This is a genomic window from Pseudomonas sp. P1_F7, assembly GCF_056405655.1.
The window spans coordinates 19,666-41,342 of record NZ_JBFUBR010000022.1 but is presented as its reverse complement, the minus strand read 5'-3'; the positions used below and the strand labels follow the sequence as shown (position 1 = coordinate 41,342).

Below are 21,677 nucleotides of genomic sequence, written 5' to 3'. Positions count from 1 at the left end.
TCAAAACGAGATTCTATCATTGGGCCTGAGGGGCGAGGGACGCGTCGCTGTTTTCCACTAAAAGATCTTCCGGGTTCGCGATGTCACACCAGCCTGAATCGCTCCCAGTAGGTCCGGCAAAACAAAGTCCAATATTGAATGAGTGCTTCTGGTCGATTTCTCCCTGTTGCATCGACCGGTTGAATCCACAGCCGATTGATGCCTGTCACGAAGGGCATGAAGCTGCCTGTCGCAGTAGCGAAAAATTGACCACCCAGACCAATACCCGGGTGCAGGCGGATTCTGGATTGCTTGTATCCCCCTGGGGGGGATAATATTCGCGTAATTCATTAATCGCGATGACTCAAATTATGAGTGAACACGAACACACGCACCCACACGTCCACCAAAGTCATGAGGCGATCATCAAACGCCTCAAGCGGGCAGACGGCCATTTACGTGGAATCATCTCCATGATCGAAGAGGGGCGTGAGTGCGTAGACATTGCCCAGCAACTCCATGCTGTCGAAAAAGCCATATGCCAGGCCAAGCGCACGCTCATCCAGGATCACATTGATCACTGCCTGGAGGACACCGTTTCGGCCTTGAACAATGGCGAGCGCGCACCACTGGAAGCCTTCAAGCAAATCACCAAGTACCTCTAGGTCTGACATGCCCAACTTCGCTGAACTGTTACAACAAGGCGGGACTCACGCCTGGCTGTATTTCCCGAGCGCTATTTTGCTGGGTGCCTTGCATGGCCTGGAACCAGGTCATTCAAAAACCATGATGGCGGCCTTTATCGTGGCCATCCGTGGCTCGGTCAAACAGGCCGTTTTGTTGGGCTTGGCCGCGACGCTGTCGCACACCGCTGTGGTGTGGTTGGTCGCCATCGGCGGCATGTACCTGGGCAAAGGCCTCGACGCTCAAACCACTGAGCCGTACTTCCAGCTTGCGTCCTCTGCACTGATTATCGTAATTGCGCTTTGGATGCTGTGGCGTACCTGGCGCGGTGGGCAGATGTTCAAGTTCGAGCAAGGTGATGACCACCACCACGGCGAACATGACCATGGCCATCATGATGAAACCCACAGAATCGATACCGGCCATGGCCGTGTCGAACTGTCGATATTCGAAGAAGGCATGCCGCCGCATTGGCGCCTGAAGACATTGACCGGACATGCCTGGGCTGCCTCAGATGTTCGCCTGATGACTACTCGTCCAGACGGCAGCACGCAATCGTTCTCTTTTGTCGAGCGCGAAGGCTTCCTGGAGTCAGCAGTCGATATCCCGGAGCCGCATGAGTTCAGTGCTCGCTTGAGTCTTGGGCATGCGGGCCACGCCCACGATTACGATCTGGAGTACCAGGAGCATGATCACGGGCATGCGCATTCCGAGCTGGAAGGTCTGGAGTTGTCGATTGATGGCTATCAGGATGCGCATGAACGTGCGCATGCCAACGACATCCGTAAGCGCTTCACCAACCGCGACGTCACCACAGGCCAGATCGTCATGTTCGGTCTTACTGGGGGGCTGATTCCATGCCCTGCCGCCATTACCGTCTTGTTGCTGTGTCTTCAGGTTAAAGAGGTAGCGCTAGGAGGCATGCTCGTTCTGTGTTTCAGCATTGGCTTGGCGATTACCTTGGTAGCTGTGGGTGCTGCTGCGGCTATTGGGGCTAAACAGGCGTCCAATCGTTGGCCATGGCTGGGCACCGTTGCTCGTCGTGCGCCATACCTGTCCAGCGTGTTGATCATCGGTGTTGGCCTCTACGTGGGCTTCCATGGCTGGATCGGCCTGAGCGCATAACGCGGTGTTGAGTGCTGGATAGAGGTTGCCATCGCGACCACAAAGGAACGTCTACCACTCCCACTAAACGGCAGAAGCCCAGCACCAGGCTGGGCTTCTGTGTAACCGGGACTCTTCACATTTGCGGAGGCCAGTTATGCGTTTCACCTTGGCATTCCTTGCACCATGCGTAGAGTGCGTCATACAGGATCAGGCCGTGTACCAGCATTTCATGGTCATTTGCAAAGCACTGCGACAGTCCCAGTGAGATTGCGTACAACCCAGCCGATTGCGGCGTTAGATCCAGGCGGGAGGTATCAGCTCCACGCACGATCCTGGCCAGATGCTGCAAGGCGGGTTCACTGAGCTGGTATTTCTTTAGAAAGGCATCGAAGCTGCACAGCGCGCCCTCATGGGTCAGCTCAACGCCGGGAATGTCGTAAGGTGCAGCATCTTTCTCTGCTGCTATCCGCAGTACATCACCGCTGGGCACATACAAAAACTCGGGTTGCGGATCGATAAAACGAGCGATCAGCCAAGGGCAGGCAATGCGGTCGATCTTGGGTCGTTCACGGGTAATCCACCTCATGGAACACCTCCTGCCTGGTTCAGTAGGCTGGGTGATCTGGCGGGCCGGGTGCCCGCCATAGACTGTTAATCAGCTCGTGTTTTTCAGCGCAACAGATGCACCGCCAGGCCGATGAATGCGCAGGCCATAAGCACCTGAATGACGCCCCGCTTGAAGCGGAACAAGGCAATCGCCGCTGCAATGGCGATCAGGGCAGAGGGCCAATCAAGGTTGCCGCCGAAGCCCTTCGGCCACAGCACGTGATAGCCGAAGAAGCACGCCAGATTGAGGATCACACCGACGACTGCCGCCGTAATGGCGGTGAGTGGTGCGGTGAACTTGAGTTCGTTGTGGGTCGATTCCACCAGCGGGCCGCCCGCGAGGATGAACAGGAACGAGGGCAGGAAGGTGAACCAGGTCACCAAGGCTGCCGCGACAGCGCCAGCCAGAAACACGTGATCGCTACCGAACACTTGTGCGACATACGCCCCGATAAAGCTGACGAAGGCCACGACCATGATCAACGGCCCAGGTGTGGTTTCGCCCAACGCCAGGCCATCGATCATCTGTGTCGGGGTCAGCCAGCCATAGTGACCGACCGCGCCTTGGTACACATACGGGAGCACCGCGTAGGCCCCGCCAAAGGTCAACAGCGCCGCCTTGGTAAAGAACCAGCCCATCTGGGTCAAGGTGCCTTCCCAGCCAAATAGTGCGGTCAAAATCCCCATCGGCAATGCCCATAGTGCGGCGCCAATCAGTGCAAGCGATGCCAATTTCAACCAGCTGAACCGGGCATGCTCCGGGGACGGAGTGTCGTCATCGATCAAAGCCGGGCCGAAGGATTTTTTGGCGGCGCTATGGCCTCCTGCTCTGAACTTCTCGGGCGCCAGGCGTCCACCGACATAACCGATCAGCGCGGCACCCAGAACGATCAACGGGAACGGAATATTGAACGCGAAGATTGCGGTGAATGAAGCTGCCGCTATCGCCCATAGCCAATTGTTCTTCAATGCCCGAGTGCCGATTCGATGGGCCGCCTGCACTACGATGGCGGTCACGGCGGGCTTGATCCCATAGAAGAGCCCAGCCACCACAGGCACTTCGCCGAAGGCGATGTACATCCACGACAGAGCGATCAGGATGAACAAAGAGGGCAGCACAAACAGCACGCCAGCAATCACCCCGCCCCAGGTTCGATGCATCAGCCAGCCGATATAGGTTGCCAGCTGTTGAGCCTCTGGCCCGGGAAGCAACATGCAGTAGTTGAGGGCATGCAGGAATCTGCGCTCGGATATCCAGCGCCGTCGCTCTACCAACTCTTGGTGCATGATCGAAATCTGTCCCGCAGGCCCGCCGAAGCTGATGAAGCCGAGCTTCAACCAAAATCGGAACGCCTCACGCAAACTGATCGCTTCCGGCCTCGACCGTTCTTCTTCAGCCATTGGCGCCAAAACCTTACTCATTGGGTTGTTCCTCTTTCACAAACCCGGCAAGCAGACCGTCGAAAATGGCGCTCGCAGCAGCCAGCAAATGGTCGTCGTGGGTAATGGTTTCGCGCAGTCCTGCCAGCACGCGCTCGACACCGGCAGCCTCCACCGGCTGAATGCCTCCAATATCCAGGTAGTGCACCAAGGCCGCGATACGGTTCAGGCCGGGCTCTTGAAGTTCAAAGCTGGCTTGCAACGTTTCGAAAGTCACCCGGTTGCCCACATGACTGAAAGTCGCCTCATCAAAATCGAAGCCCAGAGCATCAGCCGGACAGTCCAGCGGGCTGTTCAGCCAGAGAATCCGAGCAGTGGGGTCAATGAAGCGGCGGATCAGCCAGGCACAAGCCAGGCGGTCAACCCAAGGACGCTTGCGGGTTGCCCAGATACGCCCCTGATAGTCACCAAGATGGAGTGTCGTAATTGGTTGATTGCAGCTGTGTGGCTCATCTGGAGACAGGGCTTTGCTGACCGCCGACTCTAGCTCCAGTAAAGCCGAATCAACCTGTTGCTTCGGCTTTGCTGGAAAGTAATCGATGCTGGCCAGCTGATCGTAAGCTTTGCGCAGCTTGCGAATCTGTTTGGTCTTCGCCAGCGCATTTTCAGTGTTCAGGTGCCCACGGCATTCTTCGACCTCTGCATGCAGCTTGCTGTAGTCATCGCTACGGTCGAACAACTCGATAAAGCGCGCACCGTTAGGATCGACGACGGGCAAGATGTAAGCGGTGCCATTGATGGCCAGAATGTCGCGTTCGACAGACGCCAGTGCTTCACGACAGACGCCGGTATCAGGCAACAAATAGGCACCATCGCGCAAAACCGCCGCACCTGATGCTTTGAGAGCACGCCAGGCTCGCATGCGCTCGGTGGCATTTGCCGTGGGTAAGCCGAGAATCAGAGTTAGCCAATTATTCATGTAGAGTAAGATATTTATTATGTAGTAGTAACTACACTACTCTTGGTCTTGGCGTTTGGAAAGCTGCCATTCAGCGCTAGGGTTTTGGTGAGGTTGGGGGGGATTGCGCAAGCAGGGCCAATAGGTGCGGTGCGATGTGGACAGTGTCATTAAGCAAAGTCCCCATCAAGCGTCCTGGCACCGCTTCTCGCTGTTTCTATCGGTCCCGCTGGTCCATTTATTTCGTCGTCTAGCCTGGAAATGCCAAGATACGGGCTCGGCTACATGACGTTAGGTGCCAAGGAGACATCATGACGGTCAAGCGTATGGACAACGTCGGCATCGTTGTAGAAGACATAGACGCCGCCATTGAGTTCTTCACTGAACTTGGCCTCGAGCTCGAGGGGCGCGCCCCCATCGAAGGAGACTGGGCAGATGGCGTCACTGGATTGCGCGACATGCGCGTCGAGATTGCCATGATGCGTACGCCGGACGGTCACAGCCGGCTCGAGATATCCCGATTCCTCGCACCACCTGTGGTCGCCGATCACCGCAGTGCCCCGGTGAACGCTCTCGGTTACCTGCGCGTCATGTTCACCGTGGAGGACATCGACGACACGCTCGCCAGGCTCCACAAACGCGGTGCGGAGCTCGTCGGCAAAGTGGTCCAGTACGAAGACACGTATAGGCTCTGCTACATTCGGGGCCCCGAAGGAATTCTCATCGGGCTTGCCCAGGAGCTCACTGTGCGTGGTCAGAAGCGCCTACGAAACCGAGGTCGATTCAATTGCTCAGATTGAGCGTGGGCGTTTTGAGGGTTGAGCCAGCCCCTTTGAGCGACCCTGCGGTCGCTCAAAGGGGCTCTTGTTACTTCAGGTTGCCGCTGAGGAACTGCTGCAGGCGCTCACTTTTGGGGTTGCCCAATACGTCCTCGGGCGCGCCCTGTTCTTCGACCCGCCCCTGGTGCAGGAACAGCACCTGGTTCGACACTTTGCGCGCAAAGCTCATTTCGTGGGTCACCATGATCATGGTACGGCCTTCTTCGGCCAGGCCCTGGATCACCTTGAGTACTTCGCCCACCAGTTCCGGGTCCAGTGCCGAAGTCGGCTCGTCGAACAGCATGATCTCGGGTTCCATGGTCAAGGCACGGGCAATGGCGACCCGCTGTTGCTGGCCACCTGAGAGGAACGCCGGGTATTGATCGGCCACCCGCGACGGCAGGCCCACCTTGTCCAGGTAGCGCCGGGCGCGTTCCTCAGCATCCTTCTTGCTAACGCCCAGCACCCGGCGAGGGGCCATGGTGATGTTGTCGAGCACGGTCATGTGGCTCCACAGGTTGAAGTGCTGGAACACCATCGCCAGTCGGGTACGCAGGCGTTGCAGTTCGTCGGCGTCGGCCACGCGCATGCCGTGACGGTCATGGACCATGCGAATTGGCTGGTTGTCCAGGCTCATGGCCCCGTCATTGGGCGTTTCCAGGAAGTTGATGCAACGCAGAAAGGTGCTCTTGCCCGAACCACTGGCGCCAATCAGGCTGATCACATCGCCGGTCTTGGCGCTCAGCGAAACGCCCTTGAGGACTTCATGGTTACCGTAACTTTTGTGCAGGTTTTCAACGGTCAGTTTGTACATGAGCAAGCATCCTGAATTAGTGAGCCGGGCCGAGGAAGGACAACCAACGACGTTCAGCCAGGCGGAACAGGCCAACCAGAGAGAAAGTGACTGCCAGGTAGATCAACGCGGCGATGCCGAACGACTGGAAGGTCAGGAAGGTCGCCGAGTTGGCGTCCCGTGCGACTTTCAGAATGTCCGGGATGGTCGCGGTGAAGGCCACGGTGGTCGAGTGCAGCATCAGAATCACTTCGTTGCTGTAGTAAGGCAACGAACGACGCAGGGCTGACGGCATGATCACGTAGGTGTACAGCTTCCAGCCCGTCAGGCCGTAGGCCTTGGCCGCTTCGACTTCACCGTGGTTCATGCTGCGAATGGCCCCGGCGAAGATCTCCGTGGTGTAGGCGCAGGTGTTCAGGGCGAAGGCCAGGATGGTGCAGTTCATCGCATCGCGAAAGAACGCATCCAGTACTGGCTGAGCGCGCACGGCGGCCAGGCTGTAAATGCCGGTGTAACAAATCAGCAGCTGAATATAGAGAGGCGTACCCCGAAACAGATAGGTGTAGAACTGCACCGGCCAGCGCACCCAGACATTGGTTGAGACCCGGGCAATCGACAGCGGGATCGACATCACGAAGCCGAAGAAGATCGAGGCACTGAGCAGCCAGAGGGTCATGGCCAGCCCGGTGATGTGATTGCCGTCCTGGAACAGGAAAGGTTTCCAGTATTCCTGCAGTAGCTCGATCATCGCACGGCCTCCCGGGTGCCTGCGGCGTAGAAGATTTCCATCCGGCGCAAGACGTAGTTCGAAACGGTGGTTATCACCAGATAGATCAAGGCGGCCAACATCAGGAAGAAGAACAACTGATAGGAACTCTTGCCCGCGTCCTGGGCCACTTTGACCAGATCGGCCAGGCCAATGATCGACACCAGCGCGGTGGCCTTGAGGATCACCATCCAGTTATTACCGATGCCCGGCAGGGCAAAACGCATCATTTGCGGGAACACCACGAAGCGAAAGCGCTGAGCTCGGGTCAGACCGTAGGCGGTAGCCGCCTCCATCTGCCCTCGCGGTACGGCGAGGATGGCGCCGCGGAAGGTTTCAGTGAAATACGCCCCGTAGATGAAGCCCAGGGTAATGACCCCGGCGCTAAAGGGATTGATTTCGATATAGTCCCAGCCCAGTGCTTCGGTCAGGTTGGTCAGCCAGGTTTGCAGGCTGTAGAAAATCAGCAGCATCAGCACCAGGTCAGGCACTCCGCGGATCAGCGTGGTGTAGGCCTGCGCAGGGACGCGCAGCAGCGCTGATTTCGAAAGCTTGGCGCTGGCGCCGATCAGGCCCAGGCCAACGCTCACCAGCAAGCACAGAAGGGATAATTTGACAGTCATCCAGGAGCCTTGCAGCAACAGCGGGCCGAAGCCCTTAAGGCTGAAGCCTGACAGCCCCAGATTTTGTAATAGGTTTTCGAACATAAATCAGCAACCTGATCGGAAGAAAAAAGCGCCCATCGCGAGATGGGCACCGGGCATTATTTGCCGCTGTAGAGATTCAGATCGCCAAAGTGCTTCTGCTGGACGGCCGCATAGGTGCCATTGTCGTGCAGCGCCTGGATGCCTTTGTTCAGTAAGGCCTGGAGCTCGGCGTTGCCTTTGGTGAGACCCACGGCGGTTTTGGCTGGCAGTAGCGGGCTTTCGACCGGCTCGCTGACTTGGAAGTCGGCGCCTGGTGGCGATTTCAGGAAGCCCAGTTCAGCTTGCAGCAGGTCCTGGATTGAGGCATCGAGGCGTCCGGAGATCAGGTCGGCGTACACCTGGTCCTGGTTGGCGTAGGCTTGGGTCTCTACCCCGGCCTTGTCCAGCACGGCCTTGGCGTAGGCTTCCTGGATGGTGCCTTGCTCGTAGCCGACTTTCTTGCCCTTGAGGGAGGCCGGATCGGTGCCGATGGCCGCACCTTTCTTGAATACCAGCGCGGTCGGGCCAGAGAACAGCTCGTTTGAGAAATCGATGACTTTCTCACGCGCTGGCGTGGCGGTCATGGAAGAGATCACGCCGTCGAACTTGTTGGCCTTGAGGCCGGGAATCATGCCGTCGAAGTCACTTTCGACCCATTTGCACTTGACCTTCAGCTCAGCGCAGATCGCGTTGCCCAGGTCGATATCGAAGCCCACCAGGCTGCCATCGGCGGCCTTGGATTCGAACGGCGCATAAGAGGGGTCGACGCCAAAACGCAACTCCTTGTACTCCTTGGCCAGCGCAGAACCGGCAGCCACACACAAAGCCAATGCAGAAAGGGTGAGAAATGCTTTTTTCATTATTTTATTCCCAAGGACCATCGAAAGCGCTTGTGCCGCAAGAGCGCGTGTACTGCGTGGCGAAATGTCTTATGCACACGCAAATACTTGTACAGACAAGCATATGCAATCACCCGGCCAATTCGCGGATTGGGCGTTTGAGAAAGCGCGTACAGCGCTCTGGGATGGGCTTGGCAGGCAGGTGAGCGCAGGGGGGAGGCAGCCTGCGAGGCTGTTACCGAAGCAGGTTTTTACACCCGGCTGGGGTATGCGGTAACAAAGTGTGAGATCAAGGGCGACATTGGATCAAAGCCAATATAGGAGAGCAATGGTATACAGCCAGCCGATGCTGAGGGTGATCGTCAGGTAGATAACCACGAGCATCAGAGAGTGATTCCACATGACACTAACCTCCCATAACCACCGTTTGAGGCGCTTTAGGGGCGTCTAATAAACCGAATAAACACAGGTTAAGCCGTACCACAGCATCCGCGCTGCTCCTGGAGCGGCGGGCATTTCACCGTTCCAAACGAACAGAACACACAGCAGTCACCGGGGTTCGGGCGTAGCAGAGTTTTACAACTGCCACACTCGTAGAAGAACTGGCAGGCGTCCGTGGGCATGGTTTCCTGCTTGGCGAAACCGCAATGTGGGCAGGTCAACACGGATTCGAGGATGACGGCGCTCACGGTTGCCTCACTTGTGCACGGTGCAACACACCGACGCACTAATAGCGGCCAATGCGCCCGCGACCAGCGAACCTTTGCCGAGTTGTTGAACCATCGTCTTCTCCATTGAATCGATCTAACCTAGAGTCACTCTACACTCCGTACCTAGGTACAGAATCAAGAGGCATGTGATGGCGACAGGAATGAGTATCGGCAAGTTGGCGCAAGCTGCCGGCGTGAACATCGAGACTATTCGCTATTACCAGCGACGCGGCTTGCTGGATGAGCCGCCAAAGCCGCTCGCTGGTTATCGGTGCTATCTACCAGAGCAGGTCAAACGGTTGCGCTTTATCAAGCGGGCACAGGCGCTGGGATTCACGCTGGATGAGGTAGGCGCACTGCTGACACTGGATGCGGCCTGCGCTTGTAGCGAGACTCGGGCTCTGGCCGTGCGCAAGCTGGCCCTGACCGAGCAAAAGATGGCCCACCTTGCAGCAATGCAGCAGGTGCTGGGCGCACTGGTGCGGCAATGCGATGCAGGCGGCGGGGTCGCATGCCCTATCATCGATGCGCTGAACGGGGAGTGATGCCTGGCTGCAGGGCATCATGCACAGGCGTCAGGCCAGCAACCCGTACAGTGTAATAGTAAGGCTGCTTGCTAGCGGTCAGGAATGACTGCTTCAGCCGATAGCTGCCCGTCACGAAGGGCTGCAATCGACTGTGGATTCAACCGATCGATGCAACAGATTGGCTCAATCTTTCAGCGGGTGTTTCGTAGCTTAGTGTTTTCCGAGGGCGGTGATTTATGCCACGGATAGCCCTTCGCGCTGAGTTGAAAGGCGTAATCGAATAAACGCTTCATGTACTCGCCATCGAATTTATGATTGTGCGGAAAGTAAAAGTCGGAGCCAATGTACGCAAGATTGAAATCCGCTCCATCCTGCTGCGCCATACGGTAAATTCGCTCCAGGTCACTGATCCCCTGAGTTTGAATCAATGCGCTGATGGCTCGACCGCCGATGCTCAATGTACGGCGTTTCGTCCCGGACCACTGCGGCTCCAGTGTCCCATTCCGAATGACATAGAAATGACGTTCGAGTCGCAAAGGTGCTCCGGTGGCTCTGTTCAGCGCCATCTTGGTGCCAGGTGGGTAAAGGAACACCTGAGTGATTACCCCTCCGTCCACGTGCATTTCCTGAAACTGTTTGCCGTCAACGTCCACATCGATCATGACGGGTGAGACTGCGCCGGGAATACTCATCGACGCGATCATGATGTTGCGGAAGAGGTCGAGCGCTCCCGGTGCTTCGCTTGAGGCAATAGTGCCCATGTTCCAAGTGACTGGCCGCCCTGAATCAAGGTCGGTTGTGCCGATCAGCAGGATTCGTCCTTTGGCGTATTCCGCCGCAATCGCCGCAAGAATCTCCGCAGTGACGTACTTTGTAATGAGCCGCGACAGTGGCTTGCTGTCCGCTATACCGTCGCTAGCAAGACGGGTTAACACGTTTCGCGAACGAAAAACGTCTTTTGGACCGATGGCGTTGGCGATATACCGAATGACCTCGTCGTACCCGGATCCCAGGTAAGCGAACGGGGCGACCAGGGCGCCCGCGCTAATGCCCGTGACGACCTTGAACATGGGGCGAGTCCCATGCGTGGTCCACCCCGTAATGAGTCCTGCTGCGAATGTGCCTGCGTCACCGCCTCCCGAAACTGCCAGCATATTTGCCAGCGGCAGGATGTTGTTCGGTTTCCCTGCCTTGGCGAGCGCCTCGCTCTCGCGTTTGTTGCCCTCAGTTGCATCCTGAATGAACAGAGTCAGGTCGTGGTCCAACCAGTAGCGAGCATTGGGAATGCCTGGGATGACCGCTTTTTCCGTTAACGTTTGCGGCACAGCATCACGGCGTGGCAAGCCCCCTTGCAGGAACATGTTCAGAGTTGCGGCGCCAGGTCTGAGCGGGAATGGTTTCAAAACGCCTCCTCCGGCCCCTGCAGCCGACTGCGACACGTCATTCGAACGCCAGGCAGCTCATTTTGCGCTCCTTTACATGATAAAAAAACTCATTGGCCGCGCGCTCCAGATTCCATACGAAAGCCCTTGAAATCTCCAGGTTAAGGGGCAGAACGTGATATTCAGGACGGGTCACATCTCAAAAAGAACAGTGTTTGCACAAAATTTTCGGAGTTTCTCTGACGAGTTTCTCCATCAACGCGCGCGCTGTCGTGATGAATCAGCGCCGACACATCAGCTGATCTCCAAGGATGCGATCTTGCCGTTGTCGAGTACAAAGGTGTAGGTGAGCTCGACGGGGCTACCAGGAAAGTTCCCGCTCAGCCGAGCGAGCAGGGTGACGGTCTGTCCTTCCTGCGAGCTGCTCAAAGGTTCGATACTGTATTGGTACTTGGCCTGCGAGGCTTGCTTCCAGGCTTTGATAGCCTCCAGTCCCTTGTAGGTGTGGCTTTCGTCGCGCACGGTGGCGTCTGTGGCGAAACAGCGCGCTAACACCTCGATGTCGGTACCCTTTTCGCCCGCAAGGTAGCTGGCGAGCGCTTCAGGCAGTTCGATTTTCATGGTGCATTACCTCGCTGATGTGAGAGTTGCTTCACCCAAATACTCGCTATAGGGTTACCAAATGGCAAGAACGCACGAAAAAGTAAGTCAGGTAAATATGAGAGCGATTTACACCCCGTCGACCGCCGCCTGCAGCGTGGAAGCAGTGCTCCGGCAACTCGAAGGCCGCTGGAAACTGGTGATCCTGTTCCACCTTTTCGGTGGCCAGGTGCAACGCTTTTCCGAGCTGGAAAAGCTAATCCCCGAGATATCCCAGAAGATGCTCGCTCAGCAGTTACGCCAGTTGGAAGCGGATGGCATCGTGCATCGCACCGCCTATCCGCAAGTACCGCCTAAAGTTGAATATCGCATGACAGAGTGGGGCCAGGCGCTGTGTCCGGCATTGGATGCACTATTGCAATGGGCGGAACTCAGGGAGACGCTCAATCCAGATGCTTGAGCCCCCGTGGTTTCGCAGCCTCACATGAGAGGCTGCTCCTGGCCGAGGCTGTGTAAAAACGTTTTAGAACACGTTTGACAGTCGGGGCTGGAACAAAAATCGCGCTCCTACGCAAATTTCTGGTCTGCTGATTACACATGCACCAGCAGATTTTACGTAGCAACGCAGACTTCAAAACGGCGCATGCGTTTTTACACACTCTGGGCCCAAAGCTGCCTGTGGCTAGTGAACGTAATCGACAAAGCGGGTAGGCAAATCACAGTCATCAGTACACCAAGTGGTTGTGCTAATGACGCATGGAATTATTCTGGAGAGGGAGAACAGCAGGCCTCTCAGCGCGCTACCTGGTCAGTAGGACAAACCGGTAGCCCATAAGGGTGCCCGGTATTAAATCGCGATCTTCGCTACTCGGTTGCTCCAGACGAAACAGTGGCGGGTGAAATGGCAACATGACCGATGAGGGGACAAGGCCTGGTGCTTAGACGTGCAAGCGACCGATCAGATTGACCAGGTCGGCCTGGCGGCTAGTGTCGGTCTTGCGAAACAGAGCGCGCAGTTGCGTGCGCACGGTGTTGATGGACACGCTCAAACGAGTCGCACAGTTTTCCGGAGTGAGTCCCTGAGCCAGTAGTTCAGCCAGGCGCTGTTCGGCCGGCGTGAGTTGGAAGAGCTCGGACAGCAGCTGAGATTGTGGCTGGTTTTCCAGCAGTGCCAGCAACACCAAGGGTTGTTGGAAGTGGCGGTTGAAGGCCATTTCGGCCGGGACCGGCGTGACCAGCAGCTCCTGCGGCTGGATGGGGTTGAGGCACAGCCAACCGGCGCGGCGCCTACCGTCCTTGCCGGCGGCGCGGCGTATCAGCGCTAGCAGGTGGGTGTCCTGACTCTTGCTGTGCAGGCGATTGAAGTGTTCATAGAGCGGGAAAGTGCTCTGGCCCATGTGTCGCGCCGCCATCTGGTTGCAATAGAGTACATGACCGTCGCCGTCCAGCAGCCAGAGCGGGGCGGGATGGTGGTCCAGCAGCAGGTCGCGTGTGGCCAACTCCAGTTCCAGGCGGTTGACCTTGTTGGACAGTTTGGCGGCCTTGAGCAGGTGCGGGCTAACCCGCAGCAGCAAGGCCTGCTGTTGGGCGGTTGGCAAGGGCGCGCCGACCTCGTTGAGCACGGTCAGGTAGATGCCCGAATCGGCCTGTTCCTCCAGCTTGACGCAGGAGAGGTTATGCAGCCCGAAGGGGATGTAGAACTCCTGATAATAAGGGTCGCGCCGAATGCGTTCGGGACCGAAATCCATGAGGTCGTTGTACCAGTCACCCACTTTGTGGGAGCGGATGAGGACAAGGCCCGGATCCAGATTGCAGTAGTGGCGGTTGTAGACGTCGATCGCGGCGGGGTCGCACAGGTTGAGCGTGGTGGAGGCGTGAGTGCCGCTCTTGAGGTAATCGGTGAAGAGCAACAAGCCCTGCTGTCGCCCGCTGGCCGCGACCAGTAGTTCGAGCAGTGGCCGCCAGGCGGAGTTGTCCAGCACGCACTCATAACAAAGGACGACCAATTCGTCGTAGGCCTTCTGATCATCCAGTCGTGGCAAGGGCAAGCCTCCCTGCTAGCGGTTGGCGTAGCGCCGTCGAACCTGCGGGCGCTACGTCTTCATATGGCGCATGGTCGAGCTTTCTGCAATACCGGTGGTCGGGAAAGGGGCTTGTGCGTGGTTCGATTATCAGACGAAAGGTTTGTCTGATCATTCAAACGGATGAGGGAGAAGTGGGGGGCTGCGAACTAAAGTCATGACACCGTAAAAATCTCAGACGTATAAGGGGTTAGGTCATGGCAATCATCAATGGTAATGAAAGCGCCAATACGCTGACGGGCGGGTCAGCGGCCGACACCCTCAACGGTCTGGGCGGCAATGACACACTCTTGGGCAACGGTGATAACGACACTTTGGATGGTGGTACCGGCAATGACCTGCTCATAGGCGGACGCGGCAGCGATACTTACCGTTTCGGCCAGGGTTATGGCTTCGATGTGATCGACAATTCCGGTGGCGTCAACAGCGACATCGACACCATTCGGTTGACCAATCTCAACGCCAACCAGATCCGCCTGACCCGGATCGGTAACGATCTGGTGCTCAGTATTCTGACCACTGGCGAAACCCTCACCGTGAGCCAGCACTTCCTCGATGCAGACCATGCGATCGACCGAATTCAGTTCGCAGACGGCAGCCGCTGGAGCGCCAGCGATATCCTGGCCAATCTTTTTTACCCGCCCGTCGTGCCAACCAATGGCGCTGACGTGATCAACGGCAATCCCGGTGATGACATCCTCCTGGGCTTGGGTGGCAACGATACATTGTTGGGTAATGGCGGCAACGACACGCTTGACGGGGGCAGCGGCAATGACCGTATGGAAGGCGGCGTGGGCAATGACACCTACGTGGTCGATGCCGCCGCAGATGTGGTGGTGGAAGCGAACAACGCCGGCGATGATCTGGTTCAGGCCAGCATCAACTACAACCTGGGCAGCAATGTCGAGCGCCTTACCCTGACCGGCGGCGCCAACATCAATGGCACCGGCAACTCGCTGGCCAACACTCTGATCGGCAACGCCGGTAATAACCTGCTTGACGGCGGTGCCGGTAACGACCTGATCCAGGGCGGTGATGGCAATGACACTTTGCAAGGTGGTGCTGGTAATGACAGCCTGAACGGCGACGCAGGCAATGACCTGCTTGACGGTGGCGCTGGCACCGACAGCATGGCGGGCGGCAGCGGTGACGATATCTATATCGTCGATCAGAGTGGCGATAGCTTGTTCGAACTGGCAGGTGGTGGTAACGATACCGTCCGCGCTTCGCTGAACTGCATTCTGGGCGCCAACCTGGAAAATCTCGAACTCACCGGCAACAGTAATCTCAATGGCACCGGCAATGCCCTGGCCAACCGACTGACCGGCAACACCGGCAATAACCTCCTCGATGGTGGTACCGGTGATGATTTTCTGATTGGCCGCCGCGGCAACGACACCTACTTCTATGGCACCAACTATGGCAACGATGTGATCGATAACAGTGGCGGTGCCAGCGCCGACGTCGATACCGTGCAACTGGTCGGGCTCAACAGTAACAACGTGCGCTTCGTGCACACCGGCAACGACCTGCAGATGGTGGTGCTGGCTACCTCACAGACCCTGACCCTGAAAAACTTTTATCTGGGCGCCGATTACGAGATCGACCAGCTTCGTTTCGGCAACAACGTGGTCTGGAACACCGCCGCCCTCAAGGCCGCGGCGACCAGCCCGGTCAATGTCGCGCCGAGCTCCACCAATGACAGCCAGACCACCCTTGAGGACACGCCGGTCATCCTGGGCAGTGCCGACTTCGGCACCTACAGCGACCCGGAAAACAGCCCGCTTGCAGCGGTGAAAATCACCGGCCTGCCAACGCTCGGCAGCCTGCAGTACAACAATGGCAGTGCCTGGGTCGCAGTGGTTCAGGACCAGGTCATCAGCAAGGCCGACCTCGACGCCGGCAAGCTGCAATTCGTGCCGGCCCCCAACGGTAATGGTAGCGGCTATGCCAGCATCGGTTTCAAGGTCAGCGACGGCACGGCCTTCTCGATCAATGCCAATACCTTGAGTGTCGATGTCACCCCGGTCAACGATGCGCCAACGGTCAGCGGCCCGGTCACTTTGCCCGGTGGCACAGAAGATACTGCTTATACGATTACAGCCGCACAGCTGCTGACCAATGCCAGCGACGTGGATGTCGGCGACAGTCTGAGTGTGCAGAGTATCAGCGTCGACCCGGCTGACGGCTCGATCACAGCCAACCCCAACGGCAGCTGGACCTTCACCCCAGCGCTGGATCGCAATGGCCTGGTGAATTTTGCGCTAGTGATTGCCGACAGTGCTGGCGCGACGGTCGCCACTTCGGCCACCCTGAGTCTCGCAGCGGTTGATGATGCTCCCGCCGCAGTGGCCACGGTGACTGCGCTGAGCGATGACAGCGGTAGCGTTGGCGACTTCCTCACCAACGTCGCCAGCCAGACCGTGAGCGGCACTTACACCGGCACCCTGAATTCTGGCGAGACCATCCAGGTCTCCGCCGATGGTGGCACCACCTGGGTGAATGCGGTGGCCAATAACGCCACCCATAACTGGAGCGCCAGCGGCGTCACCCTCATCAGCAGCGGCACCGGCTTGCTGGTCCAGACCATCAATACCGCCAGCAACAGCCAAGCCGGCACCGGCCACAGCTACACCCTCGATACCAGCGCCGATGTCGGTAACGACCTGAGGGTCGTGCTTACCGACAGACTGATCAACAATGTCGAGAAGACTGCAGTCGCCTACAGCGTGACGGGCCTCGACGCAGACGCCAGCGCCGTCGTCACCTTCAGCGACTCGACCAATAACCACGTGCTCGGCGTTAACGGCAGCGCCGACCTGTCGAGTCTGAGCGATGGCCCGATCAACGTGTCGATCGTCGCCACCGATGTCGCTGGCAACAGCGCCGGCAACAGCCCCAGCAGCCCGACTAAAACTCTGACATTCGATGATGTTCAAATTGGCCCGTTGCCCTCCCCGTACGCGGGCGTCACTGTTTCTGGCGCCACAGTCGTTGGTGCTCTTGGGACCGGATGGAATGCTCACTCAGGAGCTAACCTCTCTTATTCTGAACTGGGCTTGATGAGCTTCACTTTCAATTTGGCCATTACCGGCAATATCCAATCGGTGTCGGCCTATGTTTCGGGTGAACCGTTTACCGGTCTTTTTGCTTACAACGCCTCGGGCGTGCTGATAGGGCAAACGGTTTTGCCATCTGCGGCATTTAATACCCTGCTGACGGTGACCTCCCAGGGCGACCCGATTGCGCGGCTGGACATCCACGATGGGGGCGCAAGCTTCGCGATGGATGACCTTACCTTCACAAGCACCGGCGGGCTCACACTGGACACCACCGCCGACACGGGCGGTGACCTGACGGTGTCGCTGGCCGATTCCCTTATCAACAACGCCGAGAAAACGGCGGTCGCCTACACGGTTACCGGCCTCGACGCGGACGCCAGCGCCATCGTCAGCTTCAGCGATGGCAGCCAAAGCGTCGTCGGCGTCAACGGCAGCGCCGACCTGTCCAACCTGAGCGATGGCCCGATCAATGTGTCGGTAACGGCCAGCGACACGGCTGGCAACACCGCCAGCGGCACCGGCACTACGCTCACCCTCGATACCATCGCGCCGCTGGTGAGCGGCCCGGTGACCTTGGCCGATGGCAGTGAAGACTCCGCCTATACCTTCACCACCGCGCAACTGTTGGCCAATACCAGCAACATCGTCAACACGCCGAGCGTGAAGAGCGTCAACGTCAGTCCGAACGACGGCACGCTCACCGACCATGGCGACGGAAGCTGGACCTTTACACCGGTCGCCAACCGCAATGGTGCAGTGACGTTCAACGTGGTAGTCACCGACGGCGGCAACGACGTGGCGACCTCTGCCAACCTCAACCTTGCACCGGTCAACGACGCGCCGACCCTGGCCAACCCGCTCACCGATCAGAATGCCAGCCAGGACAGTTCCTTCAGCTTCAGCGTCCCGGCCGATACCTTCGTCGATGTCGATGGCGATACCCTCGACTACAGCGCCAGCCTGGCCAGCGGTGACCCGTTGCCGAGCTGGCTGAGTTTCGACCCGGTCAGCCGCAGCTTCAGCGGTACACCGGGCAATGGCGATGTGGGCAGCCTGAGTGTGAGAGTGACAACCACCGATGCCAGCAATGCCACGGCGAGCAGCAGTTTCAACCTGACCATTGCCAACACCAACGATGCGCCAGTCGTCAGCGTCCCGGGCGCTTTACCTTCGGGTTTCGAAGACACGACGTATAACATTACCGCCGCGCAGTTGCTGGCCAACGTCAGCGATCCGGATGGCGACGCCTTGTCCGTCGCCAATCTGAGCACCAACCACGGCACGCTGGTCGATAACGGCGACGGCAGCTGGACCTTCACGCCGGATGCCAACTACAACGGTGCGGTCACGCTCAACTATGAGGTGAACGATGGTAACGGCGGTTCGGTCGCCACCAACCAGGGCTTCAGTCTGACGGCGATTAATGACGCACCGACAGGCACGGTTGCAATAAGCGGCAGCGCTACCGCAGGGCAGATACTCAGTGCGAGTCATTCGCTGGTCGATGTCGATGGGCTGGGAATCATCGGCTATCAGTGGCAACACTCGAGTGACGGCAACAGTTGGAGCGCTATTACCAGCGCCACTGGCAACACCTACACGCTGAGTGCTGCTGAAGTCGGCCAGCAGGTTCGCGTCGAGGCGCGCTACATTGATGACGGTGGTACGACTGAGGTGGTGGCAAGCGCTGCCACCACGCCGGTGGCAGTGCAGTTGAACCTGATCGAAGGCGGTCCCGGCAACGACCTGCTGACCGGTACAGCGGCGGCTGATCGCCTGCTCGGCCACGGAGGTAACGACACGCTGCTCGGCCTCGCAGGCGACGACGAACTCGAAGGTGGTGCTGGCAACGATCGGCTTGAAGGTGGAGCGGGCAACGACAGTGCGGTCTACAGCGCCAGCATGAACCAGTACACCGTTACCTTCGACCCGCATGGCTATCTGGCGGTCGAGGCGGGCGCAGGGAGTGGCGAGGCCGGGCGGGATCAGATCAATGCTGTCGAGCAATTGCGTTTTGCCAATGGCACGATCACGGTCACCGGCTCCCCGGGAGGGGAGGTGCTGGTCAACACCGTCACGGCCGGTGACCAGTCTAGCCCGAGTGTGGCGGCGCTGGCTGGCGGCGGTTATGTGGCGATCTGGCATTCGGCCAATTTGATTATCGGTGGTCTCGACATCTACGCGCAGCGCTATGACGCCAGCGGCAACAAGCTTGGCGAGGAAGTACTGGTCAATGGCTTTCTTGCGAATGATCAGACTAACCCCAGCGTCGCGGGCTTGGCCGGAGGCGGCTACGTGGTGACTTGGGAGTCGTTCGGTCAGGACGGCAACCTTTCGGGTGTCTATGCGCAGCGTTACGACGCCAGTGGTGTGGCGCAGGGTGGCGAAGTGCGGGTCAACACTTTCATTGGCAATGACCAGATAAGCTCGAGCGTGGCGGCTCTGACCAACGGCGGCTATGTAGTGAGCTGGATGTCCATGGGCCAGGATGGCAACAGCTGGGGTATCTATGTGCAGCGCTACACGGCCAGCGGCGCAGCCGCGGGCGGCGAAGTGCGGGTCAACAGCAATACTTTCGGCAGCCAGGAACAACCGGCGATTGCTGCGCTCAGCGACGGTGGTTATGTGGTGACCTGGATGTCTAGCGGGGACGGCAGCGGTTGGGGCATCTATTCCCAGCGCTACAATGCCAGCGGCGCAGCCGTGAGCGGCGAAGTGCCCGTCAACACCTTCACCGCGAATGACCAAGCCTCCCCGAGCGTGGCGGCACTGGTCAACGGTGGCTATGTGGTGAGCTGGATGTCGAATGGCCAGGATGGTAGCGGCTACGGTGTGTACACACAGCGTTACAATGCCAGTGGTGCCGCTGTGGGGGGCGAGGTGCGGGTGAACAGCACAACCGTTAGCGATCAGACAAGTCCGGTGATCGGCGCGCTCAGCGATGGCAGTTATGTGGTGAGCTGGACGTCTCTTGGTCAGGACGGCAGCGGCCACGGCGTGTACACGCAGCATTACGATGCCAGCGGCGCAGCGGTGGGCGGCGAAGTGCGGGTCAACAGCACCACTTCCGACAGTCAGCAAGCCCCGACGATCAGCGCGCTCAGTGACGGCGGTTATGTGATGAGCTGGGCCTCTAACGGGCAGGACGGCAGCGGTTACGGCGTGTACACGCAGCGATACGACGCCAGCGGCCAGGCGGTCGTCAATACGCTGACGCTGGTGGGTGATGCTGGCGACAACCTGGTCCAGCTGGGCAACGGCGACGAGCGCATTGTCGGAGGCGGCGGCAACGATACCTTGTTCGGTGGAGAAGGCCACGATACGGCGCAGTATCAGGGCAATCAGCACGACTTTGCATTTGCTGTGCAGGCGGTTGGCCTGATCAGCGTCAACGATCTGAATGTTGCTGATGGTAATGAAGGCGCCGATACCCTGCATGACTTTGAAACGCTGCAGTTTGGCGACGGTGTGCAGCTGCAGGTACTGGCCGACCACCTTGAATGGACCGGCGACGCCTCGGCCAACGTGATCCGCGGCACCCTCGAAACCGATTGGTTCAACGGCGACGCCGGTGCCGACACCTTCCAGTTCACCCAGTTGCCTGGCGCACGTGCCGATCTGATCACCGACTTCACCCAGGGCAGCGATTTGCTGGCGCTCAATACTGGGGTGTTCAATCTGCAGGGCCAGACTGTCGCCGAGGCGCTGGCCAATGTCAGTGGCGGGCAAAACGAGGCGGCAGGGGCGAACCTCGTGTTCAATCAGGATGACCATACGCTCTATTACGATGCCGACGGCGCCGCCAACGGCAACGCCATCGCGCTGGTGACGCTGGTCGGTGTGACGACCCTGACGGCGAGTGATATGGCGGTATATGGCTGACAACCCGCTCTTCACCCGCCGATCAGTCGGGTGAGGAGATGGGGCAGTTGGGCAGGCTGATCTGAAGGTCAGGAGGGCGAGGGCGCGTTGAAGTTTACATATGGATTCCTGATGACGGCACATCAAGGCCGTTCAGCTACCGACGATTCCGGTTGCCGGCAGGGACGTCATCAGCCTCACCAGGGCGGCTTCTGTTTGTACGCCATGAGCCTGCGGTACAGGAATAACCGAAAGGTGGAGGTTGCGGTCATTTCTCATTGAGCGAGTGGTCATGATCCCAGGCTCTGCTCTTAACGCCCTTGAACATTGCCTGGCTGCACTGAAATTCTTGCTTGCGGCACCCAAGGGCGTCGCATCCTCAAGAGTCTTGATTTAGGTTGACTGACTTCTTCGGGACGTGAAGCGGCCTATCGCTACACACCATGCAGACAAACACTGGGGCTCTTAATGAGGCAAAAGCTTGGCTTCAAAATGCACCTCGATCGCGCCATTGCTTATAAACGCTGACGTCGACCCTCATTACCTCGAAATAGAGATCGATGTAATGAGGGGGACCAGGTCCCTTTCTGTCTGAAAATGTCCGGAGGGCCGTGAAATCGACGCCTGCCTGGGCGCTGCCAATCCAACGTTGAAGTCATTGGCTGCCGTTCGATTGGGTACAGGAATCCATCGAGATGAGCGCGCGACTTACCGAGCCACTACGGAGCGCAGGGTCACCAAATAGTGAAGCTGCCCCTCCACAATGACGATCAATCCATTGCAGCTTACGAGCTATACGGGAATCGTGCGCGTTCGGTAATCACTCGGAATTTCAGCT

Annotated in this window: 17 protein-coding genes; 6 read left to right on the top strand and 11 right to left on the bottom strand. The window is 58.3% G+C overall.

The window, feature by feature from the left end; genetic code table 11:
• Window positions 1-350 precede the first annotated feature (350 nt).
• A complete protein-coding gene (locus AC1D1M_RS27290; RefSeq protein ID WP_477778080.1) occupies window positions 351-644 on the top strand; it encodes a metal-sensing transcriptional repressor in 294 nt (97 codons plus the stop codon).
• A 7-nt stretch (window positions 645-651) separates the two neighbouring features.
• Window positions 652-1,788 (top strand): nickel/cobalt efflux protein RcnA, encoded by a 1,137-nt coding sequence (locus AC1D1M_RS27285; protein ID WP_477778079.1) that lies wholly within the window; start codon window positions 652-654, stop codon window positions 1,786-1,788.
• Between the two features lie 115 nt (window positions 1,789-1,903).
• Here AC1D1M_RS27285 and AC1D1M_RS27280 read toward each other — a convergent pair whose 3' ends face one another.
• From AC1D1M_RS27280 to AC1D1M_RS27270, 3 genes are all read right to left on the bottom strand, one after another.
• The gene (locus AC1D1M_RS27280) at window positions 1,904-2,356 is read right to left on the bottom strand and encodes a chromate resistance protein ChrB domain-containing protein (RefSeq protein ID WP_477778078.1); all 453 of its coding nucleotides are present in this window, start codon (window positions 2,354-2,356) and stop codon (window positions 1,904-1,906) included.
• 83 nt (window positions 2,357-2,439) lie between these two features.
• On the bottom strand, window positions 2,440-3,798 hold the full coding sequence (chrA, locus tag AC1D1M_RS27275) for a chromate efflux transporter (protein WP_477778077.1): 1,359 nt from the start codon (window positions 3,796-3,798) through the stop codon (window positions 2,440-2,442).
• Window positions 3,791-4,735: a chromate resistance protein ChrB domain-containing protein gene (locus AC1D1M_RS27270; protein WP_477778076.1), complete on the bottom strand. Its 945-nt coding sequence runs from the start codon at window positions 4,733-4,735 to the stop codon at window positions 3,791-3,793. Before AC1D1M_RS27270 ends, chrA begins: the two co-directional genes overlap by 8 nt.
• 290 nt (window positions 4,736-5,025) lie before the next feature.
• On the opposite strand from AC1D1M_RS27270, the gene AC1D1M_RS27265 reads away from it, so the two are divergent.
• Window positions 5,026-5,514 carry a VOC family protein gene (locus AC1D1M_RS27265; protein ID WP_477778075.1) on the top strand — a complete coding sequence of 163 codons (489 nt, stop codon included), beginning with the start codon at window positions 5,026-5,028 and terminating at the stop codon, window positions 5,512-5,514.
• Between the two features lie 67 nt (window positions 5,515-5,581).
• Here AC1D1M_RS27265 and AC1D1M_RS27260 read toward each other — a convergent pair whose 3' ends face one another.
• The 5 genes from AC1D1M_RS27260 to AC1D1M_RS27240 form a co-directional block, all read right to left on the bottom strand.
• Window positions 5,582-6,346: an ABC transporter ATP-binding protein gene (locus AC1D1M_RS27260; protein WP_477778074.1), complete on the bottom strand. Its 765-nt coding sequence runs from the start codon at window positions 6,344-6,346 to the stop codon at window positions 5,582-5,584.
• A 16-nt stretch (window positions 6,347-6,362) separates the two neighbouring features.
• On the bottom strand, window positions 6,363-7,073 hold the full coding sequence (locus AC1D1M_RS27255) for an ABC transporter permease (protein ID WP_046031502.1): 711 nt from the start codon (window positions 7,071-7,073) through the stop codon (window positions 6,363-6,365).
• Window positions 7,070-7,798, bottom strand: coding sequence for an ABC transporter permease (locus tag AC1D1M_RS27250; RefSeq protein ID WP_477778073.1), 729 nt, complete (start codon window positions 7,796-7,798; stop codon window positions 7,070-7,072). The genes AC1D1M_RS27255 and AC1D1M_RS27250 overlap by 4 nt, the downstream gene beginning before the upstream one ends.
• Window positions 7,799-7,854: 56 nt before the next feature.
• Complete coding sequence (locus tag AC1D1M_RS27245) at window positions 7,855-8,637, bottom strand: transporter substrate-binding domain-containing protein (protein WP_477778072.1); 783 nt, start codon at window positions 8,635-8,637, stop codon at window positions 7,855-7,857.
• A gap of 449 nt (window positions 8,638-9,086) precedes the next feature.
• On the bottom strand, window positions 9,087-9,281 hold the full coding sequence (locus AC1D1M_RS27240) for a GDCCVxC domain-containing (seleno)protein (RefSeq protein ID WP_477778108.1): 195 nt from the start codon (window positions 9,279-9,281) through the stop codon (window positions 9,087-9,089).
• A gap of 194 nt (window positions 9,282-9,475) precedes the next feature.
• Between AC1D1M_RS27240 and merR the strand changes: the two genes are divergently transcribed.
• Window positions 9,476-9,871 (top strand): Hg(II)-responsive transcriptional regulator, encoded by a 396-nt coding sequence (gene merR, locus AC1D1M_RS27235; protein ID WP_477778071.1) that lies wholly within the window; start codon window positions 9,476-9,478, stop codon window positions 9,869-9,871.
• 173 nt (window positions 9,872-10,044) lie between these two features.
• Here merR and AC1D1M_RS27230 read toward each other — a convergent pair whose 3' ends face one another.
• Window positions 10,045-11,256, bottom strand: coding sequence for a patatin-like phospholipase family protein (locus AC1D1M_RS27230; RefSeq protein ID WP_477778070.1), 1,212 nt, complete (start codon window positions 11,254-11,256; stop codon window positions 10,045-10,047).
• A 273-nt stretch (window positions 11,257-11,529) separates the two neighbouring features.
• Window positions 11,530-11,856, bottom strand: a complete 327-nt coding sequence (locus tag AC1D1M_RS27225) for a nuclear transport factor 2 family protein (RefSeq protein WP_477778069.1) — start codon at window positions 11,854-11,856, stop codon at window positions 11,530-11,532.
• A gap of 97 nt (window positions 11,857-11,953) precedes the next feature.
• On the opposite strand from AC1D1M_RS27225, the gene AC1D1M_RS27220 reads away from it, so the two are divergent.
• A complete protein-coding gene (locus AC1D1M_RS27220) occupies window positions 11,954-12,295 on the top strand; it encodes a winged helix-turn-helix transcriptional regulator (RefSeq protein WP_477778107.1) in 342 nt (113 codons plus the stop codon).
• 478 nt (window positions 12,296-12,773) lie between these two features.
• Here the strand turns inward: AC1D1M_RS27220 and AC1D1M_RS27215 are convergent, their stop codons facing one another.
• Window positions 12,774-13,877: a helix-turn-helix transcriptional regulator gene (locus tag AC1D1M_RS27215; protein WP_477778068.1), complete on the bottom strand. Its 1,104-nt coding sequence runs from the start codon at window positions 13,875-13,877 to the stop codon at window positions 12,774-12,776.
• A gap of 236 nt (window positions 13,878-14,113) precedes the next feature.
• On the opposite strand from AC1D1M_RS27215, the gene AC1D1M_RS27210 reads away from it, so the two are divergent.
• Window positions 14,114-20,860 carry a cadherin-like domain-containing protein gene (locus AC1D1M_RS27210; protein WP_477778067.1) on the top strand — a complete coding sequence of 2,249 codons (6,747 nt, stop codon included), beginning with the start codon at window positions 14,114-14,116 and terminating at the stop codon, window positions 20,858-20,860.
• Window positions 20,861-21,677: the final 817 nt, after the last annotated feature.